Source organism: Rhodoligotrophos sp. CJ14, from assembly GCF_038811545.1.
Lineage (GTDB): Bacteria > Pseudomonadota > Alphaproteobacteria > Rhizobiales > Im1 > Rhodoligotrophos > Rhodoligotrophos ferricapiens.
This window is the reverse complement of the sequence record NZ_CP133319.1, coordinates 4,680,326-4,697,773: the sequence shown is the minus strand read 5'-3', so window position 1 is coordinate 4,697,773 and position 17,448 is coordinate 4,680,326. Positions and strand designations below refer to the sequence as shown.

Below are 17,448 nucleotides of genomic sequence, written 5' to 3'. Positions count from 1 at the left end.
CGGTCATTCCGCGGCAATCGCGTTCACTCCGGAAATCGGCTCTGCGCTGATGATCACGAATGCGTGGGCATAGGGATAATCATCGGTGATGGTGAGGTGGACGACGGCACGGCAACCCTCGGGGGTCATGCGGTCGAGATGAGCCCGCGCGTTGCCGGTGAGCACCATGGTGGGGCGACCGGATGGCTCGTTCACCACCCCGAGATCGCGCCAGTAAACGCCTTTGCGAAAGCCCGTTCCCAATGCCTTGGAGCAGGCTTCCTTGGCGGCGAAACGTTTGGCATAGGAGGCTGCGCGAGCTGCGCGGCGGTCAGACTTGCGCCGCTCGATATCGGTGAAGATCCGGCTGGTGAAACGCTCGCCGAAGCGCTCAAGCGATCGCTCGACACGCCTGATGTCGATCACGTCATTGCCGATGCCGAGAATCATAGCCGCCTATCATCAATATCGCCGCCATCCGCTAATTCCGGATGCCGAAGAGCAACCCGGCGGCGGAAGCGCAGTTCACGGCGGCGAGACTGGTAGGCCGCGACGCCGACGCGGGTAATATAGTAACTCAAAGTCGCAAAGGCCAAGCCCAGGAGGCAGCCACCCACCGTCATCGGCAGAAGGACCGGCTCCACCACGTGCCAGAGATCATGCCAGGTGCGGGCCGAACTCTCGAGCATCGGACCTGATACATCGGGCGGCCAGGTCACGGTCACCGTCTCGCTGGGCACCCGTCCCAAAAGCTTGATGCCGAGATTGTAGGATCCGATCCAGATCATCGGAAAGGTCACGGGATTGCCGATGAGCGTGCCAAAGGCCGAGGCCAGCACATGCCCCTTGATGATCAGAGCGATGAGCGCTGCCAGCAGGATGTGAAAGCCGAGAAAGGGCGTGAAAGAGACGAAAACACCGCTCGCAATGCCAAGGGCAATGCGATGAGGTGATTCCGAGATGCGAGCGATCCGGTGCCAGATATAGGCACCGGCCCGGCGCCAACCACGACGGGGCCAGACCCAGTCTCGCAGTTGCTGCCGAAAATCTGCCTTGTCTCGTCGTGAGAAGAGCATCGTCTGGGTTACTCGCCCGCTCGTATTACGCGTTTTGCCGCTCTCCACCGGCTGTTCGCCGGTGGTGATGTGCCACCAGTCTCATAACGCTCGTCGTCCAAAGATAGCGCAACAACCGCCAGATTACAGAGCACAGCCATCAGCCTGTTGCCCGGACCACATTGGAGACGAGCGGCCGTTGCTTCAATGCGGCAATGATGCGGCTCAAATGTTTGATATCGGCGACTTCGACCACGATCTTCAGATCATAGAAGCCGGGCCCTTGCGCCTTCATTTGCAGATTCTGGATATTGCCGTCGTTCTCACCAATGGCTTGGGTCACCTGGGCGAGCGCGCCGATCTCGTTGATGATCATCACGTTGATCACCGCGGCGAAGTGCTGGGTAGACCCGGGGTCGACATCCCAGGCCAGATCAATCCACCGCTCCGGCTCATCATCGTAGTTCTTGAGATCCTTTGCGAAAATCGGAAAGACAGTGATCCCCTCGCCGGGGGTCAAGATGCCGACGATGCGCTCACCGGGAACCGCACCGATGCTTTCGGCAAATTTGAGCGGCAGGCCGGAGGAGCCGCGGATCGGGATCGCATCGGGCTGAGGCTGCTGGCGGTTGAGTACCTTGGGCAGGCCGATCACACGGGCAAGCCCCCGCAACCTGCCCCCCGAGGCTGCCGATGTTTCGCCATCGTTGATCCGCATCGCCTTGAGCAGATCATCGCGCGCGATTTCACCCCGGCCGATCGCGGCCAGCACATCCGGCAAGGACTGGTTCTTCAGGCCGAGCCGGGGCAGCGCCGCCTCGATCTCCGCCTCGTCATAGGGATGATTGACCTGTTTCAAGGTGCGCTCGAGCATCTCGCGACCGAGATCGGCATATTGACGGCGCACGGCAAGCTTCGTTGCCCGGCGGATCGCGGCGCGCGCCTTACCGGTAATGGCGAAGGCTTCCCATGCGGCAGGCGGGGTCTGCGCCTTGGAGCGGATGATCTCCACCTCGTCGCCATTCTCGAGCTCGGTGATCAGGGGAGCATGGCGGCCATTGATGCGGCAGCCAACGCAACTATCGCCAATATCCGTGTGCACGGCATAAGCGAAGTCGATCGGGGTTGCCCCACGAGGGAGGGCGATCAGAGCGCCTTTCGGAGTGAAGCAATAGACCTGGTCCTGAAATAGCTCGAGCTTGGTATGTTCCAGGAACTCCTTGGGGCTCGCCCCTTCGGAGAGCATCTCGACGAGGTGGCGCAGCCACTGATAGGCGGTGGAATCGCGCTCCAGAGGCACCGCCCCGGGACGGTCGCCGTCGCCGCTGCCAAGATCTTTATAGAGCGCATGGGAGGCAACGCCTCGCTCAGCGACGTCATGCATGTCCTTGGTCCGCACCTGCAACTCGACACGCTGACGATGCGGCCCGATCACGGTGGTGTGGATCGAGCGATAGCCATTCTGCTTGGGGTTGGAGATGTAGTCCTTGAAGCGCCCTGGCACCACGCGCCAGGTCTGATGCACGATGCCAAGCGCCCGGTAACATTCATCGACCGTTTTGACGATCACCCGGAAGCCGTAGATATCGGACAGCTGGTCGAGCGTGATGTGCTTGCGCTCCATCTTCCGCCAGATCGCGTAAGGCCGCTTTTCGCGGCCGGTCACCTGCGCCTCTATCGCATGGTCAGCGAGCTTGGAGCGGAGCGCCTCTTCGATCTCGGCCAGGACGTCGCCACTTTCCACGCGCAGCCGCTGCAGGCGGGCGATGATGGTGCTGTGGGCGTCGGGATTGAGCACGCGGAAGGCCAAATCATCGAGTTCCTCCCGCATCTGCTGCATGCCCATGCGCCCGGCCAGCGGCGCATAGATGTCCATGGTCTCCTGGGCGATGCGAACCCGCTTCTCCGGGCTCATATGCTCGATCGTCCGCATATTGTGCAGGCGATCGGCAAGCTTCACCAGAAGCACCCGGATGTCTTCGGAGATCGCCACCAGCAGCTTGCGCAGATTTTCAGCCTGGGCTGCTTCCTTGGTGGCGAGGTCGAGCTTCTTGATCTTGGTCAGGCCATCGACGAGGGATGCAATCTCGGGGCCGAAGATCTCCTCTATTTCCTTCTCGGTCGTGCCGGTGTCTTCAACGACATCGTGCAGCAGGGCCGCGGCGATCGTGGCATCGTCGAGCTTGAGCTCGGTTAGAAGGGCGGCAACTTCGAGGGGATGAGAAAAATAAGGCGCGCCGGATGCACGCTTCTGCGCGCCATGAGCACGCATTGCATAGACATAGGCCTTGTTCAGCAGCGCTTCATCGGCATCGGGATTGTAGCTGAGAACCCGCTCGACAAGCTCGTATTGGCGCATCATCGCCGTTCATAACTCTGGCTGACAGTTGCGGCGCGGTCGCCGATGATGAAACACAACCCGTTAAAAGGAAAAGACCGGAGCCCGTCTTTGCCGAGACTCCGGTCCAGTCAACGCTGCAGCATCATCAGGGCTTTCCGGGTCCCCGACGGTCGCCCGGATGCCTGAGACCTCGCCCGTGCCTTAAAGGCCCGAACGCGAGCTGCCGGGACTCTCGGCAGGCGGCAGGCCTTCGAGGCCGCGCAGCAGGTCTTCCTCGCTCATCCGATCGAAGACGACATCATCATCGTCGCTATCGGAGAACTTGGTGGGATTGGCCGGAAGAGCAATCTGTGGAACCGTCTCCGGCTCCGGCTCATCGACCTCCACATATTTCTGCATGGAATGGATCAGATCCTCGGAGAGGTCATCTTTGTCCACGGTGCCGTCGGCAATCTCACGCAGCGCGACGACCGGATTCTTGTCATTGTCGCGATCGACGGTCAGGGGCGAGCCCTGCGCGATCGAGCGCGCGCGATGACCAGCCAGCAAAACCAGCTCGAAGCGGTTTGGAACCTTCTGAATGCAATCTTCTACGGTGACGCGCGCCATACGGCTCGCCTCCTCATGGTCTAATGCATGAGTGCCCCGCAGATGCGTTGCTGCGAGCGGGCCCATGCGCCTTTGACGAAGAGATAAGGCGCAAACACGATCGTGTGACCATGCACGCCTTAAGCCTGGATCAAACTTCTATTTATGGTCGTTCGCCAGCAAAGGCAAGGGCGGGATCTGTGCGTCCGCCGTCTCACCACTACTCGACCACGACCTTTGCGCCAACCTCGACGCGCGAATAGAGGTCGATGACCTCTTCATTGAGCATCCGAATGCATCCGCTCGAGACCGCCTGGCCGATGGTCCAAGGCTGGCTCGTCCCATGGATGCGATACATGGTGTTGCCGATATAGAGTGCACGGGCGCCAAGAGGATTGTCCGCCCCGCCGGGCATGTGGACAGGCAGTCCCGGCTGACGCTTGCGCATGGCGGGAGGCGGCGTCCACCCCGGCCATTCGGCCTTGCGAGTCACGCGATGGGTCCCCTTCCAGGTGAAGCCTTCGCGACCGACGCCGATGCCGTAAGCCAAGGCGCGGCCATCGGGCAGGATGTAATAGAGCCGACGCTCGCCCGTGCGTACCACAATGGTCCCGGGCTTATGCGCGCCGTCATAGGCGATCACCTGCTTGCCCGCATAGCTTTTTGAATAGGCCGACCGATCCGGAATCGCGGCGGAGAAATTGTAGCGAGATTGGGCAATCGCCGGCTCAAAGGCCGCCAATGCGGCGAGCAGCGACACACCCGATATTACAGAGACGATTTTCTGCACAGCCTGCCCCCTGCAATCCATTCAGATCTGCGCAAAAAAGCACAATGTGCGTTTCAAGACTATTAACCAGTCGTACGGGATTGGTCCCGGCGACCCGCGCGATCAAGAGAAGCATCACGCCCGGCCAAGCACCCTTCCCTCGCGTGCGGCCGGCAAGGCTCGGCTCATGTCCGCAGCGGTCAGTCCGTTCACCGGATGATGCCAGAAGGGTGCAATTTCCCGGATCGGCTCGAGCACGAAGGGCCGCAAATGCAGCTCGGGATGAGGTAGAACAAGGGGATGCCGGCGCTCGCTCCGCCATTGCTGAGGGGATTTGCCGGGGGTGGTGATCTCGTAATAACAGAGCAGATCGAGGTCGAGGGCGCGCGGCCCCCAGCGTACAGCCCGACGCCGTCCTGCAGCGGCTTCAATCATATGCAAGCGCTGCAACAGGGCGAGCGGCGGGAGATGGGTATGGATGGCCGCCACAGCATTGGCGAAAACCGGCTGATCGGTCTTGCCATAGGGCGCGGTCGAGATGATCGTCGAACACTTGGTGATCTCAATCCCATATTGGGCGAATCTGTGCAGGGCCTCCTTGACAGCCTGCGCCGGCGCCCCCCAGGGGCCATGGAGATTGCTGCCCAATCCGACGAGTATCCGGGGCGCGCATGAATGGTCCATAACTTAAGCTGCAATGATATTGAACGCTGTTACAACAATGAAAAGTCGCTTATAACGGCTTTGTTCAGCTTGGTCTTGAGGAATAACCTCCGCGATCGCGCTTGACGAGCCAACAAGCGGAACGGGCGGCCCGTCATGTCGATTTGAGCATAGTCGGCCCGTTTCACGGAATTCAGGAGACCCCATGTTCTTTTATCCGGGCGAAAGAACCGCCCTATTTATTGACGGCGCAAACCTCTATGCCACGGCCAAGGCTCTTGGCTTTGACATCGATTACAAGCGCCTGCTCAGCCTGTTCCGTAAACAAGGGCGGCTTGTTCGTGCAATCTATTACACGGCGCTCGTCGATGACTCCGAATATTCGCCGATCCGACCGCTGATCGATTGGCTTGACTACAACGGCTATTCGGTTGTCACCAAGCCGACACGGGAATTCACGGATTCGCTCGGAAGGCGCAAGATAAAGGGCAATATGGACATCGAACTGGCCGTCGATGTGATGGAAATGTCAGCCAATCTCGACCATGTGATCCTGTTCTCGGGCGATGGGGATTTCCGCAGCTTGGTCGAGGCCGTGCAGCGGCGTGGGCTCAAGGTCAGCGTCGTTTCGACACTTGCGACGAAGCCGCCGATGGTCTCAGATGATCTGCGGCGACAGGCCGACCAGTTCATCGATATCATGGATCTACGGGCGGAAATCGGACGTGAGCCGAGCGAGCGAGAGCCTGCGAAACGCGATGAGTCCTTCGGTTCGCGCGATGATGATTTCGAGGATTTTGCCGATATTTAAGTTTGAGTGTTCATTTTAGATCTTAGATGACAGTCCCCACGCCCACCGCGACGGAGCCCTCGCGCGATTGTCCGCTGTGTCCGAGGCTCGCAGCCTTTCGCGCCAAAGCGCGCGCTGCGCATCCCGATTGGCACAATGCGCCGGTTGCCAATTTTGGCGATCCGGATGCTCGCCTGCTGATCGCTGGGCTCGCACCCGGCCTCAAGGGCGCCAATCGCACCGGCCGCCCCTTCACCGGCGATTACGCTGGTGATCTGCTTTATTCCACGCTGCTGCGTTTTGGCCTCGCCGAGGGCCAATATGCGGCCCGGCCCGATGATGGCCTCGTTCTCAAGGATTGCGTGATTGCGAATTCGGTGCGTTGCGTGCCGCCGGAAAACAAGCCCACGCCACTCGAGATCAACACTTGCAACCGGTTCTTCGCGGCAACGCTTGCGGCACGGCCGCAGGTTAAGGTGATCGTCGCCCTTGGCCGGATTGCTCACGATGCGGTGCTGATCGCCTTGGGGCTCAAGCGCTCGGCCTATCGCTTCGCGCATGGTGCCGTTCATGAACTGCCGCGCTTTACGCTCTACGACACCTATCACTGCTCGCGGTACAATACGCAGACGAACAGGCTCACAGCGCAAATGTTTGCAGATGTGATCGGTGCTGCAGCCGCACGGGCGCGCGCACCGGCTTAGGACTTATCCCCCAGAAGGCTTGGCCGGGACCGGTCGGCACGGCCTCAGCTGTGATCGCGGAGCAACCGGGCCTTTTCGCGCTCCCAAGAGCGCTCTTTGAGATGCTCGCGCTTGTCATGGGCCTTGCGGCCGCGAGCAAGCGCCACCTCGGCCTTGGCGAGGCCGCGCTCGTTGAAATAGATGCGAAGGGGCACGACCGTGAGCCCCTCCTTCTGGATCGCTCCCGCCAGCCGGTCGATCTGGCGGCGATGCAGAAGCAGTTTGCGCGGGCGGCGCGGCTCGTGATTGAAGCGGTTGCCCTGCCCATATTCGGGAATATAAGCGTTGATGAGCTTGAGCTCCTCGCCCTCAACGGTCGCATAGGATTCGCCCAAGCCGGCCTTTCCTTCGCGCAGGCTTTTCACCTCGGTGCCCTGCAGCGCAAGTCCGGCCTCGAAGGTCTCCATGATCTCATAGTCAAAGCGCGCCCGCCGGTTATCGGCGACGACGAGACGCGCTCCTCCCTTTGCTGCGGTTTGCTGCTTAGCCATTCCTGTTATCAGTTGAGCAGGCCAGCATGGCGCATCGCATCCTCAACCTGCCGGCGGGTGGATTCGGTGGTCTCAACGAGGGGCAGACGCAGTTCCGCCGTCGCACGGCCCAAGAGGCTCGCAGCATATTTCACGGGCGCAGGACTTGTTTCCACAAATAAAGCGGCGTGCAGGGGCATCAGGCGATCCTGGATCGCACGAGCCTTGATGAAGTCGCCGGCCAAGCAGGCTTCCTGGAATTCAGAACAGAGACGGGGCGCCACATTGGCTGTGACGGAGATCGCGCCGTGGCCGCCATGGGCCATGAAGCCCAAGGTGCTCGCATCCTCACCGGAGAGCTGCACGAAATCGGGCCCGATCTGAATGCGCTGGAGCGTCGCCCGCGACAGGTCAGAGGTGGCATCCTTCACGCCGACGATGTTCGGCACGTCCTTGGCAAGCCTTGCCAGCGTTTCGACCGAAATATTGGTGACGGTCCGGCTCGGCACGTTATAGACGAAAATCGGAATATCAGCGGCCGAAGCCACTGCCCGGAAGTGCTGGTAGAGCCCCTCCTGGGTCGGCTTGTTATAATAGGGCACGACGACGAGCGCCGCGTCGGCCTTTGCCTGCTTGGCAAAGCGGGTGAGCGAAATCGCCTCATCGGTGCTGTTCGAGCCCGTGCCGGCCATGACGGGAACGCGACCTGCCGCGGCCTCTACCGCGAGAGAAATCACACGCTCGTGCTCGTTGTGATCAAGCGTTGGTGATTCACCGGTTGTGCCCACCGGGACGATGCCGTGGGTCCCTTCTTTGATCTGCCACTCGACGAAATCCTGAAATGCCTTCTCGTCGACTGCGCCATCGCGCATTGGGGTGATCAAAGCTGTGATCGAACCCTTGAACATCCTTATCTCCCAAGCTTTTTCGCCTGCACGGCATGGCCCTTGCAGGGTGTGGCGACAATAGTCCCTCACGCCCGTCGCGGCAAGTCGGACGCTTGGTCCACTCTCTGATGTGTATGTGTAACGATGAAGCAACTAGTTTCGACGATATTCGGTCAGCCCTTAAAAGCGCCTTACCGCGCTCGAAAAGGGCTCGCGTCTTCGGGGGAATTCGGTCACATTGGTTCAATCATGAGCATGCCAGTCATTGCCGACAGCAAGTTTTCGCGCGTGAGAACGGGGCGCGATCGCAGACGGGGACTGTTGGCTGCCTGCATAGCGGCCACGCTTCTTCTAGGCCCGGTCGCTTCCATTCCCGCAGCAGCCCAAGCGAGCGGCAGCTTTGCTGCGGCCGTGGGTGGCACGCTGTCGGGCAAGCATAATGAGGCGCAGGCCCTTGCGCGCAAGCTCAGTCCGATCGAGCGCAAGGTGGTCGAATGGCTGTTCGTGCAAAGCGGTTCGCCCGATGTCGGCCCTGAACGGATCATTGCCTTCCTGCAGGAGAACCCGGATTGGCCTCAGCGCACGCTGATCATGCGTAGGCTCGAGCGCAGCTTCTACGACAATCCGCCTTCGGCATCCGTCTTGCGCAGCTATTATTCCCGGAACCAGCCAGTGAGCTTTGCGGGAATGCTGGCGCTCGCCCGCCTCTATCTCGCGGAAGGAAATAAGACGGAGGCCGCACGCTGGGTGGGCAAGGCATGGCGCGAGACCGATTTTTCCGCAGAGGGCGAGAAGCGGGTCCTGCAGGAGTTCGGATCGCTCATCAGCGATAGCGATAATCGGCGCCGGCTGGTGCGGCTGATCTATGAGCAGGACACGGCCGCTGCCGCGCGGACGGCTGCTCGCATCTCGAACGCTCATGTCCAACTGGTGCAGGCGGTCAAGGCGCTGTTTGCGGGCTCCGCCTCCGGCGTGAAGCTGCTCAACAGCCTGCCGGCGAACCTACGCAGCCAACCGGTCGCACTCTACCCGCTCGTGCGCTATTACCGGCGCGACGGCCAGGAAGCGAAAGCACGGCAAATCGCGGCAACGGTCAATCCCGCGCCCGGCGAGTTCGACAATCCGGAAGCATGGTGGATTGAGAAGCGGCTGCTCGCCCGTTTTGCGCTGGCGCCGAACGCCCCCCAAGCATGGACCGAGGCCTATCGCCTGGTGCGGTCGCATGGATATACGGAAGGCTCGGGGCTGCACGAGGGAGAATTCCTCGCAGGCTGGATCTCGCTGCGCTATCTCAAGAATGCGCGCCAGGCGCTTCCGCATTTCGAGCAGCTCCGGCGAGAGGCCAAGTATGACGAGACCATCTCGGAAGCGGAGTATTGGCTTGGGCGCACGAAGCTCGCGCTGGGCGACAAAGCCGGTGCGCAAGCGCATTTCTCGGCGGCCGCACGCTATCACTATAGCTATTACGGATTGCTCGCCCGCGACCGTCTAGGGGCCGGCAACAAGCCGCTGCCGGTTAGCGGTGTGCCGCAGATCTCGGACAGTTTCGTCTCGTCGGTCGCAAGCAGGAATGAGCTCATGGCCGCAGCCCAACTGCTGAACAAGGCAGGTTACGACCGGCTGGTTCCGCAGTTCTTCAGCACGGCTATCAGCAATGCGCAGAGCCAGGATGAAGCGGCTGCTATTGCCACCATTGCCTGGCGTATGAATGCCCCGCATCTTGCGCTGCGGTGCGCAAGGCTCGCGGCACGCAAAGGCTTCGACCTCGGCGCCTATGCCTATCCGGTGAATGCCATTCCGAAATTCAACCATATCACCGATCCGGTCGATCCGGCTCTGATGTATGGGGTGATCCGGCAGGAGAGCGAGTTCAACCCACGCGCCGCAAGCGGTGCGGGTGCGCGCGGCCTGATGCAGATCATGCCGGGCACGGCGCAACTGGTGGCGCGTCAGCACAAGCAAAGCTACAGCGCGTCGAAGCTCACCGATCCGATCTACAGCCTGCAGCTCGGCACGGCTCATCTCAAGGATCTGGTGGACGGCTTCGATGGGTCGTACATCATGACGCTGGTTGCTTATAATGCGGGACCACGCCGGGTGAGTGAATGGAATGCCCGGTTTGGCGACCCGCGCAAAGGCGAAATCGACCCTGTGGACTGGGTGGAGTCGATCCCGTTCGAGGAGACACGCAATTACGTGAAGAAGATCATGGCCAATGTCATGGTCTATCGCTCGCGATTGGCGCCCAATACGATCCGGGGCATGACGGCTGAAATCTCCCGTGGTGGAGCTGTCGCCATGACATCCTCGACTTCCGAGGCGCCCGTCGCCGCGGCGGGGCGCGCCACAGGCAATGGCGATGACACCGGCATCGCGCCGGCAGCGGCCAATTGCAACAACGTCACCTCGATTGCCGGTCTGATCGCCTGCCAATAGGGATCATCACGGGCTCGGCATGAATGACAGGTCGTCGCGTCTCATCACCTATCGAAGCGGCGACGGACTAAAGCTGGTGGCCCGGGAATTCGGGCCGCAGATCCGGGCTCAGCATCCTCCCGTTCTCTGCCTTGCGGGCCTCACCCGCAATGGCAGGGATTTCCATTCCATCGCCACACAGCTAGCAGCAAGCCGACGCGTGATCGTGCCGGATTATCGCGGCCGGGGCCTTTCCGATTACTGCGCCTGGCAGCTCTATACGCCCCAGGTGGAGCTGCAGGACATCCTGGTCTTGCTGCAGGATCTCGGTCTCAGCGAGGTCGATATCATCGGTACATCGCGCGGCGGCATCATCGCGATGCTGATGGCAATGGCCGCGCCGATGCTGATCCGGCGCTGTGTCCTCAACGATATTGGCCCGGTGATCGAGGCTGACGGCCTGATCAGGATCAAGGGCCATGTGGGACGGCAACCCGCTCCCGACTGGGCTAAGGCTACGGCAGAGCTTGCGCTGAGGTTCCCCGAGTTCACAGGGCTGAGCCGGGAGGATTGGCTGGAATTTGCGCGCCGCCTTTATCGGGATGATCACGGCCGCCCCGTGCTCGATTACGACCCGCTTCTGGCCAATACCCTGCCTGATGAGGCATCACTCCGGGCCGGGCTCCTGCCCGCGCTCTGGCAGCCTTTCGATGCGCTCGCCGCGCGCCCAGTGCTGGTCATCCGGGGTGCGGCATCCGACCTGCTCTCGCCCCTTACCCTCCGGCGCATGGTGGCCCGGCATCATCGGGTCGCTGCTCTCACCATCCCCGGCCGGGGGCATGCCCCATTCCTTGACGAGCCGGATGCAGCGCAAGCGATTGTGAGCTTCCTGAGCTAGAGCGCTTCCGCCTTTCTTCGAATCGCTAAACGCGAGGTCAGGCGCGCTGCCACACGCCTGCAGCGAGGGCTGTTTACTAAGGCTTATAGCAATTTTCCCAGAATACACGCAGTGCGTGTGAGTTCGACATTTCTGTTCGTGCCGTTGCGCGGCCGGTTTCCGCGAGGGTCATTTAATGGGTCGTAGCATAGAGGTGCTTCGCCGGTCGGTTATTTCATGTGTCGGATTGGCGCTGATCTCCACACAATGCGCTGCGGAAGACATCAACACAGCACGGGGAGAGGTTTTTCTGCCTGCCGAGAGCTCAGCGGGACCTGCGGCCCGGAACACTCTCATTCCCGCCTGGCTGCAGCGCAAAATGAGCACGATTCCCTCCTCGCATTACGCGAAGGTGTCAGAAGGCCATCACGGCAATACTGCCCTCTCCGCGGCCGACCCCGCGCGGCAGAACTCGACCAGTGATCTAAAGAGCCAGTTCGGCGCCTGGTTCTTTTTCTAACCAGGGGCTCATGCTCGATCGATCCGATTGTGACTTTCGGACCACGCTGCCGATCGAAGAAGAGAAACTATTCGTTAATAGACTTCAAAAATGTGACTCTAGCCCTCTATTCTCGCATAAGTTGCATAACCGAACGCCCGCACGCAAAACCGGCATCGGTCAAAGCAACGCGGAGGACAGAGATGGACATCGAGCACAGAGTCAGGACATTGGCGCTCGCCGGCGCCGCGTTGTGCGCAACAGGCATTGCTGCCGAGGCCGACGAGCTCGCAGCCTTAACGGCAGAGCTCAACGCTCTCGAAAGCCGCATCATCGAGCTTGAAGCCGCTCAGGACGAGGAAAGCACGCACGAGCCGAGCGTCGTGCCCTCCAGGACGCCGAGTGCCATCACATTACAGCGTGGAACGGGAGCAGCATCCAACTGGACGGTTGATCGTGCGGGCGACTGGCTGCCCAGCAGCCGCGGACTGACGATCGCGGTGACGCCAACCGCGGATTTGCCCACCCCGGTCCACGAAGTGACGGTCTCAGGCTATGTGAAAGGCGATTTCATCTATGACTTCCGCCAGGACCTGGGAGACTATTTCGACTATTCCCAAATTTTCGATGATCGATATGATCGGAAACATGTCCGGCTCCATGCTCGCCAGACTCGCTTCCGCATTCAGTCCAAATCGGACACGGCAATTGGTCAGATTCGCACTCTCATAGAAGGCGACTTCTATAGCGGTGGCAGTTTCGGCGGTGTCGACTTCCGTATGCGGCACGCCTGGGGTGAATGGGACATCACGCCCAATTGGACATTCGGTGCGGGTCAGACATGGCGCAACTTCATGTCGCTGATCACCGGCATCACCACAGTCGACTTCAACGGGCCGGTTGGACTTCTCGGCACAACCCGGGTGGGACAGCTCCGGCTCACTTATCGCAACGGACCACAAACCTTCGCCGTGGCCGTAGAGGATTCAAGCGGTGAGAATGAGTGGATCTACGCTCGCGGGCGAAATGATGACATGCCGGATGTCAGCGGACGCTGGCAATATGATTCGCCAGGCGGCCATCAATTCCTTATCTCAGCAGCCGGCCGGCGATTCGTGACGGAAAGGCAGCTTGGCGCATTCCGCAGCGATGATGCGCTGGGATGGGTGGTCCAGGGCGCCGCAACGATCAATCTCGCCGACCTTGCAACGTTTTCGACGAGCGTCATCTACGGAGATGGGGTCGGGAATTACATCCTTGGCAACGGGCCTGCCTATTGGGTCGACCCAACCACGGGCAAGATGTCGACCATTTCGGCGCTGGGTCTGTTTGCTGGCGTAGGCATCCCGGTCACCGATACGACGAGCGTGAATATCGGTTGGGGTATGGCAAGACCCGATCGCGGTGACATCAAGCACGCAGCAATACTGGGCGCTCCCGCCAATCACCTCAACCGAGAGGTGATGAGCATCCATGGCAATATCATCTGGAATCCCGTGAACGAGCTGCGGCTCGGCTGGGAAATCATCTATGCGGAGAGAGAATATTATGATGCTGCGGACACTGGCAGAGTGCGACGGGGCGATAATATCCGCGGCCAATTCGGGGCATGGTTCTTCTTCTGAATGATCAAGAGCTCAGATCGGTCGCCATCAGAGAAGGACCTCACCTTTCAAGCTCCGGCGGTGTATCACCGCCGGATGGATAGCCGGCGGCCTTGCGATAAATCCAACCATTCACCACGATCTCTTCCAGCGGTGCGGTCAACCGGTAGATAATGCCTTCCGGCCTGAACCGTATCGTTGCTTCGCCTTGCACCGCCTGCGGTGCGATTCGGGTCAGCATGGTTCGGCCGAAACCGCCGCTCCCTCCCTCCCAATCCGACATTAGCTTCTTGCGGCCTCGCTCGTTCCAAACCAGCACGAAATACTGCTTTCCATCGGATTTGGAGGCGATCAGCCGCCAGGCCAGGGATACGGTTCCCCCGGGTTCCGACAAGGTTCCATGCTTCACGGCATTCGTGACCAGCTCATGCAAGGCCAGCCCTAAATATTGGGCCGCGTTCGATTTTAGCATGAGCCGCCTGCCCCGGGTTTCTATCCGGTTGCCATAGGCGTCGAGATAGGGGCCAAGCTGAAACTTGACCAGCTCGGCAATGGAGGCTCCGCGCCAGTCCGTGGCGGTGAGCAGATCCTGCGCGTGGCCAAGGGATAGCAAGCGCCCGGTGAACTTGCCAATGAAGTCTCTCACATTGGCGCTGGTCTTCGCCGTCTGATTCGCGAGCCCCTGCACGATGGACAGCATATTCTTGGAGCGATGCGCCACCTCGCGCATGAGCACCAGGATGCGCTCATCCAGCCGCCGCTGCTCTGTAACGTCGATCCAGGAGCCACTCACCCCGGCTACGGTGCCATCGGGCAAGCGCCAAGCGTCAACGCAGACACTGTACCAGCGCCGCTCCCCAGTGGGCAGATCGACGAAAACGTCATCGCGCCGACGGCGCCCCGTCAGCATCACTTTGTGTTTGATGGGCTCAAGCTGGGCCACCGTCGTTTTGCTGAACAGCTCAGCATCGGTACGGCCCATAAAGCAGTCCGGTTCAAGCCCCAATGGTGGGTTGACCATCCAGACATAACGCAGGTCGCGGTCCTGCACGAACACTGAAATATGTGCACATTCCGCGGCGCTGATCAGATGCTGGATCTGGTCTTGCTGGTTCATCGTCGGAATGTCACGAAAAAGCATCGTGCAGGTGCATCCGCCGGATCTCTCGACATTTCAGCCGCCGCGACAGCTCGACTTCCCGCGAAGAGAGGCAGAGAGCCGGTGGCTGCCCCCCTCTTATTGATACGAGAAGAACAATATCGAGAAACTAACGACGACTAATATCAAAGCGGTAAACAGCACAATTCTTACATTGTGCCGCGGTTCAGCCTGCCTCGCCTCGTTGGGTGAGAGGGTCGGCCTGGCGTCATGTTCGGTTTCGGTGTTCCTGTCGGTCATCATGCCCGGGAAAACGCCACCATTGGACAAATGTTCCCGGTTTTTGGAGCAGCACCTCAATAAGGTGCCGAGAGCTTGCCCGTTTCTACATAGACCGTCTTGAGTTGGGTGTAGTGATTGATCGCGGCTAGAGAATTCTCCCGGCCGATTCCCGACTGCTTGTAGCCGCCGAACGGGATTTCGATGGGTGTGATGTTATAGGTGTTGATCCAGCAGGTGCCAGCCTCGAGCGCCGCGATGACGCGATGCCCGCGCGTAAGGTCCCTGGTGAACACGCCCGCCGACAGGCCGAAAAGAGTGTCATTGGCCCGCACGATCACCTCGTCCTCGGTCTCGAAGCTTAAGACAGACATCACCGGCCCGAAGATTTCCTCACGGACGATGGTCATGTCGTCCGTGCAGTCGGTGAAGATGGTCGGCTCGATGAACCAGCCTTGCTCACAGCCCTGCACGGTAGCACGCCTGCCGCCGCAGACCAGGCGGGCTCCCTCCCGCTTGCCTGCCTCGATATAGGCCATGACCTTGCGTCCGTGGTCTTCGGAGATCATAGCGCCGAGCTGGGTTTCCGGATCCATGGGATTGCCGATCCGGATCCGCTCTGCACGGGTCGTGACCTTGGAGAGAAATGCATCGAGCACCGGCCGCTGGACAAAGACACGGGTTCCGTTGGAGCAGATTTCGCCCTGGGTGTAGAAGTTGCCAAGAATGGCGCCCGACACGGCAGAATCGAGATCCGCGTCATCGAAAATGATGATGGGCGACTTGCCGCCGAGCTCCAAGGTGACCTGCTTCAGAGTTCCAGCGGCGGCGGCCATGACCGCCTTACCCGTGCCGACCTCGCCTGTGAGCGAGACCTTGGCGATGCCCGGCGCCGAGGTGAGCCAGCGCCCGACGCGGGCATCACCCTGGACGACGTTGAAGACACCCGGAGGCAGACCCGCTTCGGTATAGATTTCCGCGAGCTTGGCGGCGGTCAGCGGCGTGAGCTCGGCCGGCTTGAAGATCATGGCATTGCCGCAGGCAAGAGCCGGTGCGGATTTCCAGCAGGCGATCTGCATGGGGTAGTTCCACGCCCCGATCCCGGCGCAGACGCCTAAGGCTTCGCGTCGCGTATAGGCGAAATTGGCGCCGAGCTGGTAATGATCGCCATGAATGGCCGGGGCAATCCCGCCAAAGTATTCCAGACAATCAGCGCCAGAGAGAATATCGACCGCGAGAGCTTCCTGCAGCGGCTTGCCCGTATCGAGCACCTCCAGCCTGGCAAGGTCTTCATTGCGTGCCCGCAACAGATCCGCAGCTCTGCGCAAAATTCGGCCACGCTCGGCGCCGGTCAGCTCACGCCATTGTGCGAGGCCTGCATCGGCAGATTCGAGGGCTGCCTCGAGGTCGGCCACAACGGCTTGTTCAATGACAGCCAGGACTTCACCGGTGGCAGGATTGCGGGTTTCGAAACGCTCGTTGCCGGCCGATGGGCGATAGGTGCCTCCGATATAGTTCTCAATCTTCGATGGCGGGCTCACTTGGGCTTCCCAATTCGTCCAGGCAGGTCGCAGTGCAAGCCCAGCAGGTCAGGGCAGCATCAACCGCCGCGACCGGCCTCGCAGCACAGACCGCAACGAAGCCTAGCCCTTGTCCTCCGACACAGGTGTTCTCAGCACGACCACCATTGTCGCATGAGCGTCTTCGCTGCCGGGATTGTGAATGCGATGAGCACGATCGCCCCGGTAACGCAAGGTCTCGCCCGCCCTGATCGTGCGCGTTTCGGCATCGATGGTCACCTCGAGAGTGCCCGAGAGCACCGAGAGATGCTCCTCGGAACCGGCCTGGTGGGGATCAGACTCCAGCACCGCGCCCGGCTTGCTGTGAAAGTCATAGACCTGGAAAAATTCAACAAGGGGCAGCGCACCAATAATGAACAGCGTGCACAGGCCATCCTCGCTGGTGAGCACCGGAATGCCAGCCCGGGTCTGATGCTGAAGGAAGTTTTCCCGCGTGTCGACCTTGAGGGCCTCGTCCAGGGTAATATCAAGCGCGCGGGATAGGCGCCAGACCGTGCCGATGGTCGGATTGGTCTCGTTGCGCTCGATCTGGGATATGATGGACTTGGCAACACCCGATTGCTCGGAGAGCTCACCTAAGGACATGTTGTAGGCCTTCCGGAGCCGCTGGATGGTCTTGCCTAAAGCCGGTGCGATCTCCACTTCCGAATTATCGCCGGTGCGGCGTCGGCGGGTTGACATTCTCACTTTTCCTCGGATCAAGCGTTCTGCAAATCGAACGAGAGTATAGGCTGCTGAGCAACTATATGCGCGTTCTCGGAATTATCCGCAAGAAGTGAGCATGAACCTGAGGTTCGGCGCTGCTTTGTA

17 protein-coding genes are annotated in these 17,448 nt (G+C 60.5%); 6 read left to right on the top strand and 11 right to left on the bottom strand.

Annotated features, from left to right (window positions below; all coding sequences use genetic code 11):
• Nucleotides 1–3 precede the first annotated feature (3 nt).
• From acpS to folK, 6 genes are all read right to left on the bottom strand, one after another.
• Nucleotides 4–429 carry a holo-ACP synthase gene (gene acpS / locus RCF49_RS21910; RefSeq protein WP_342641903.1) on the bottom strand — a complete coding sequence of 142 codons (426 nt, stop codon included), beginning with the start codon at nucleotides 427–429 and terminating at the stop codon, nucleotides 4–6.
• The gene (locus tag RCF49_RS21905; RefSeq protein ID WP_342641902.1) at nucleotides 426–1,055 is read right to left on the bottom strand and encodes a DUF2062 domain-containing protein; all 630 of its coding nucleotides are present in this window, start codon (nucleotides 1,053–1,055) and stop codon (nucleotides 426–428) included. Before RCF49_RS21905 ends, acpS begins: the two co-directional genes overlap by 4 nt.
• Nucleotides 1,056–1,194: 139 nt before the next feature.
• Complete coding sequence (locus RCF49_RS21900) at nucleotides 1,195–3,396, bottom strand: RelA/SpoT family protein (RefSeq protein ID WP_342641901.1); 2,202 nt, start codon at nucleotides 3,394–3,396, stop codon at nucleotides 1,195–1,197.
• 180 nt (nucleotides 3,397–3,576) lie between these two features.
• Nucleotides 3,577–3,984, bottom strand: coding sequence for a DNA-directed RNA polymerase subunit omega (gene rpoZ / locus RCF49_RS21895; RefSeq protein ID WP_342641900.1), 408 nt, complete (start codon nucleotides 3,982–3,984; stop codon nucleotides 3,577–3,579).
• A gap of 199 nt (nucleotides 3,985–4,183) precedes the next feature.
• Nucleotides 4,184–4,774 carry a L,D-transpeptidase gene (locus RCF49_RS21890; protein WP_342641899.1) on the bottom strand — a complete coding sequence of 197 codons (591 nt, stop codon included), beginning with the start codon at nucleotides 4,772–4,774 and terminating at the stop codon, nucleotides 4,184–4,186.
• A gap of 93 nt (nucleotides 4,775–4,867) precedes the next feature.
• Entirely contained in the window at nucleotides 4,868–5,380 is a 513-nt protein-coding gene (folK, locus tag RCF49_RS21885) for a 2-amino-4-hydroxy-6-hydroxymethyldihydropteridine diphosphokinase (protein ID WP_342641898.1), read from the bottom strand.
• A 220-nt stretch (nucleotides 5,381–5,600) separates the two neighbouring features.
• On the opposite strand from folK, the gene RCF49_RS21880 reads away from it, so the two are divergent.
• On the top strand, nucleotides 5,601–6,206 hold the full coding sequence (locus RCF49_RS21880) for an NYN domain-containing protein (RefSeq protein ID WP_342641897.1): 606 nt from the start codon (nucleotides 5,601–5,603) through the stop codon (nucleotides 6,204–6,206).
• Nucleotides 6,207–6,232: 26 nt separating this feature from the next.
• On the top strand, nucleotides 6,233–6,889 hold the full coding sequence (locus RCF49_RS21875; protein ID WP_342641896.1) for a uracil-DNA glycosylase: 657 nt from the start codon (nucleotides 6,233–6,235) through the stop codon (nucleotides 6,887–6,889).
• A gap of 44 nt (nucleotides 6,890–6,933) precedes the next feature.
• On the opposite strand, the gene smpB is transcribed toward RCF49_RS21875, so the two are convergent.
• Nucleotides 6,934–7,419: an SsrA-binding protein SmpB gene (smpB, locus tag RCF49_RS21870; protein WP_342641895.1), complete on the bottom strand. Its 486-nt coding sequence runs from the start codon at nucleotides 7,417–7,419 to the stop codon at nucleotides 6,934–6,936.
• 8 nt (nucleotides 7,420–7,427) lie between these two features.
• Complete coding sequence (dapA, locus tag RCF49_RS21865; RefSeq protein ID WP_342641894.1) at nucleotides 7,428–8,306, bottom strand: 4-hydroxy-tetrahydrodipicolinate synthase; 879 nt, start codon at nucleotides 8,304–8,306, stop codon at nucleotides 7,428–7,430.
• A 228-nt stretch (nucleotides 8,307–8,534) separates the two neighbouring features.
• Between dapA and RCF49_RS21860 the strand changes: the two genes are divergently transcribed.
• The 4 genes from RCF49_RS21860 to RCF49_RS21845 all read left to right on the top strand — a co-directional run bounded on the left by RCF49_RS21860 (nucleotide 8,535) and on the right by RCF49_RS21845 (nucleotide 13,701).
• Nucleotides 8,535–10,721 carry a transglycosylase SLT domain-containing protein gene (locus RCF49_RS21860; protein ID WP_342641893.1) on the top strand — a complete coding sequence of 729 codons (2,187 nt, stop codon included), beginning with the start codon at nucleotides 8,535–8,537 and terminating at the stop codon, nucleotides 10,719–10,721.
• Between the two features lie 19 nt (nucleotides 10,722–10,740).
• Nucleotides 10,741–11,598 carry an alpha/beta fold hydrolase gene (locus RCF49_RS21855; protein WP_342641892.1) on the top strand — a complete coding sequence of 286 codons (858 nt, stop codon included), beginning with the start codon at nucleotides 10,741–10,743 and terminating at the stop codon, nucleotides 11,596–11,598.
• A gap of 358 nt (nucleotides 11,599–11,956) precedes the next feature.
• On the top strand, nucleotides 11,957–12,097 hold the full coding sequence (locus RCF49_RS21850) for a hypothetical protein (RefSeq protein ID WP_342641891.1): 141 nt from the start codon (nucleotides 11,957–11,959) through the stop codon (nucleotides 12,095–12,097).
• Nucleotides 12,098–12,279: 182 nt separating this feature from the next.
• The gene (locus tag RCF49_RS21845; protein ID WP_342641890.1) at nucleotides 12,280–13,701 is read left to right on the top strand and encodes a porin; all 1,422 of its coding nucleotides are present in this window, start codon (nucleotides 12,280–12,282) and stop codon (nucleotides 13,699–13,701) included.
• A 40-nt stretch (nucleotides 13,702–13,741) separates the two neighbouring features.
• Here RCF49_RS21845 and RCF49_RS21840 read toward each other — a convergent pair whose 3' ends face one another.
• The 3 genes from RCF49_RS21840 to RCF49_RS21830 form a co-directional block, all read right to left on the bottom strand.
• Nucleotides 13,742–14,821, bottom strand: coding sequence for a sensor histidine kinase (locus RCF49_RS21840; RefSeq protein ID WP_342641889.1), 1,080 nt, complete (start codon nucleotides 14,819–14,821; stop codon nucleotides 13,742–13,744).
• A 314-nt stretch (nucleotides 14,822–15,135) separates the two neighbouring features.
• Nucleotides 15,136–16,599 carry a betaine-aldehyde dehydrogenase gene (gene betB, locus RCF49_RS21835; protein ID WP_342641888.1) on the bottom strand — a complete coding sequence of 488 codons (1,464 nt, stop codon included), beginning with the start codon at nucleotides 16,597–16,599 and terminating at the stop codon, nucleotides 15,136–15,138.
• A gap of 102 nt (nucleotides 16,600–16,701) precedes the next feature.
• The gene (locus tag RCF49_RS21830; RefSeq protein ID WP_342641887.1) at nucleotides 16,702–17,319 is read right to left on the bottom strand and encodes a helix-turn-helix domain-containing protein; all 618 of its coding nucleotides are present in this window, start codon (nucleotides 17,317–17,319) and stop codon (nucleotides 16,702–16,704) included.
• Nucleotides 17,320–17,448: the final 129 nt, after the last annotated feature.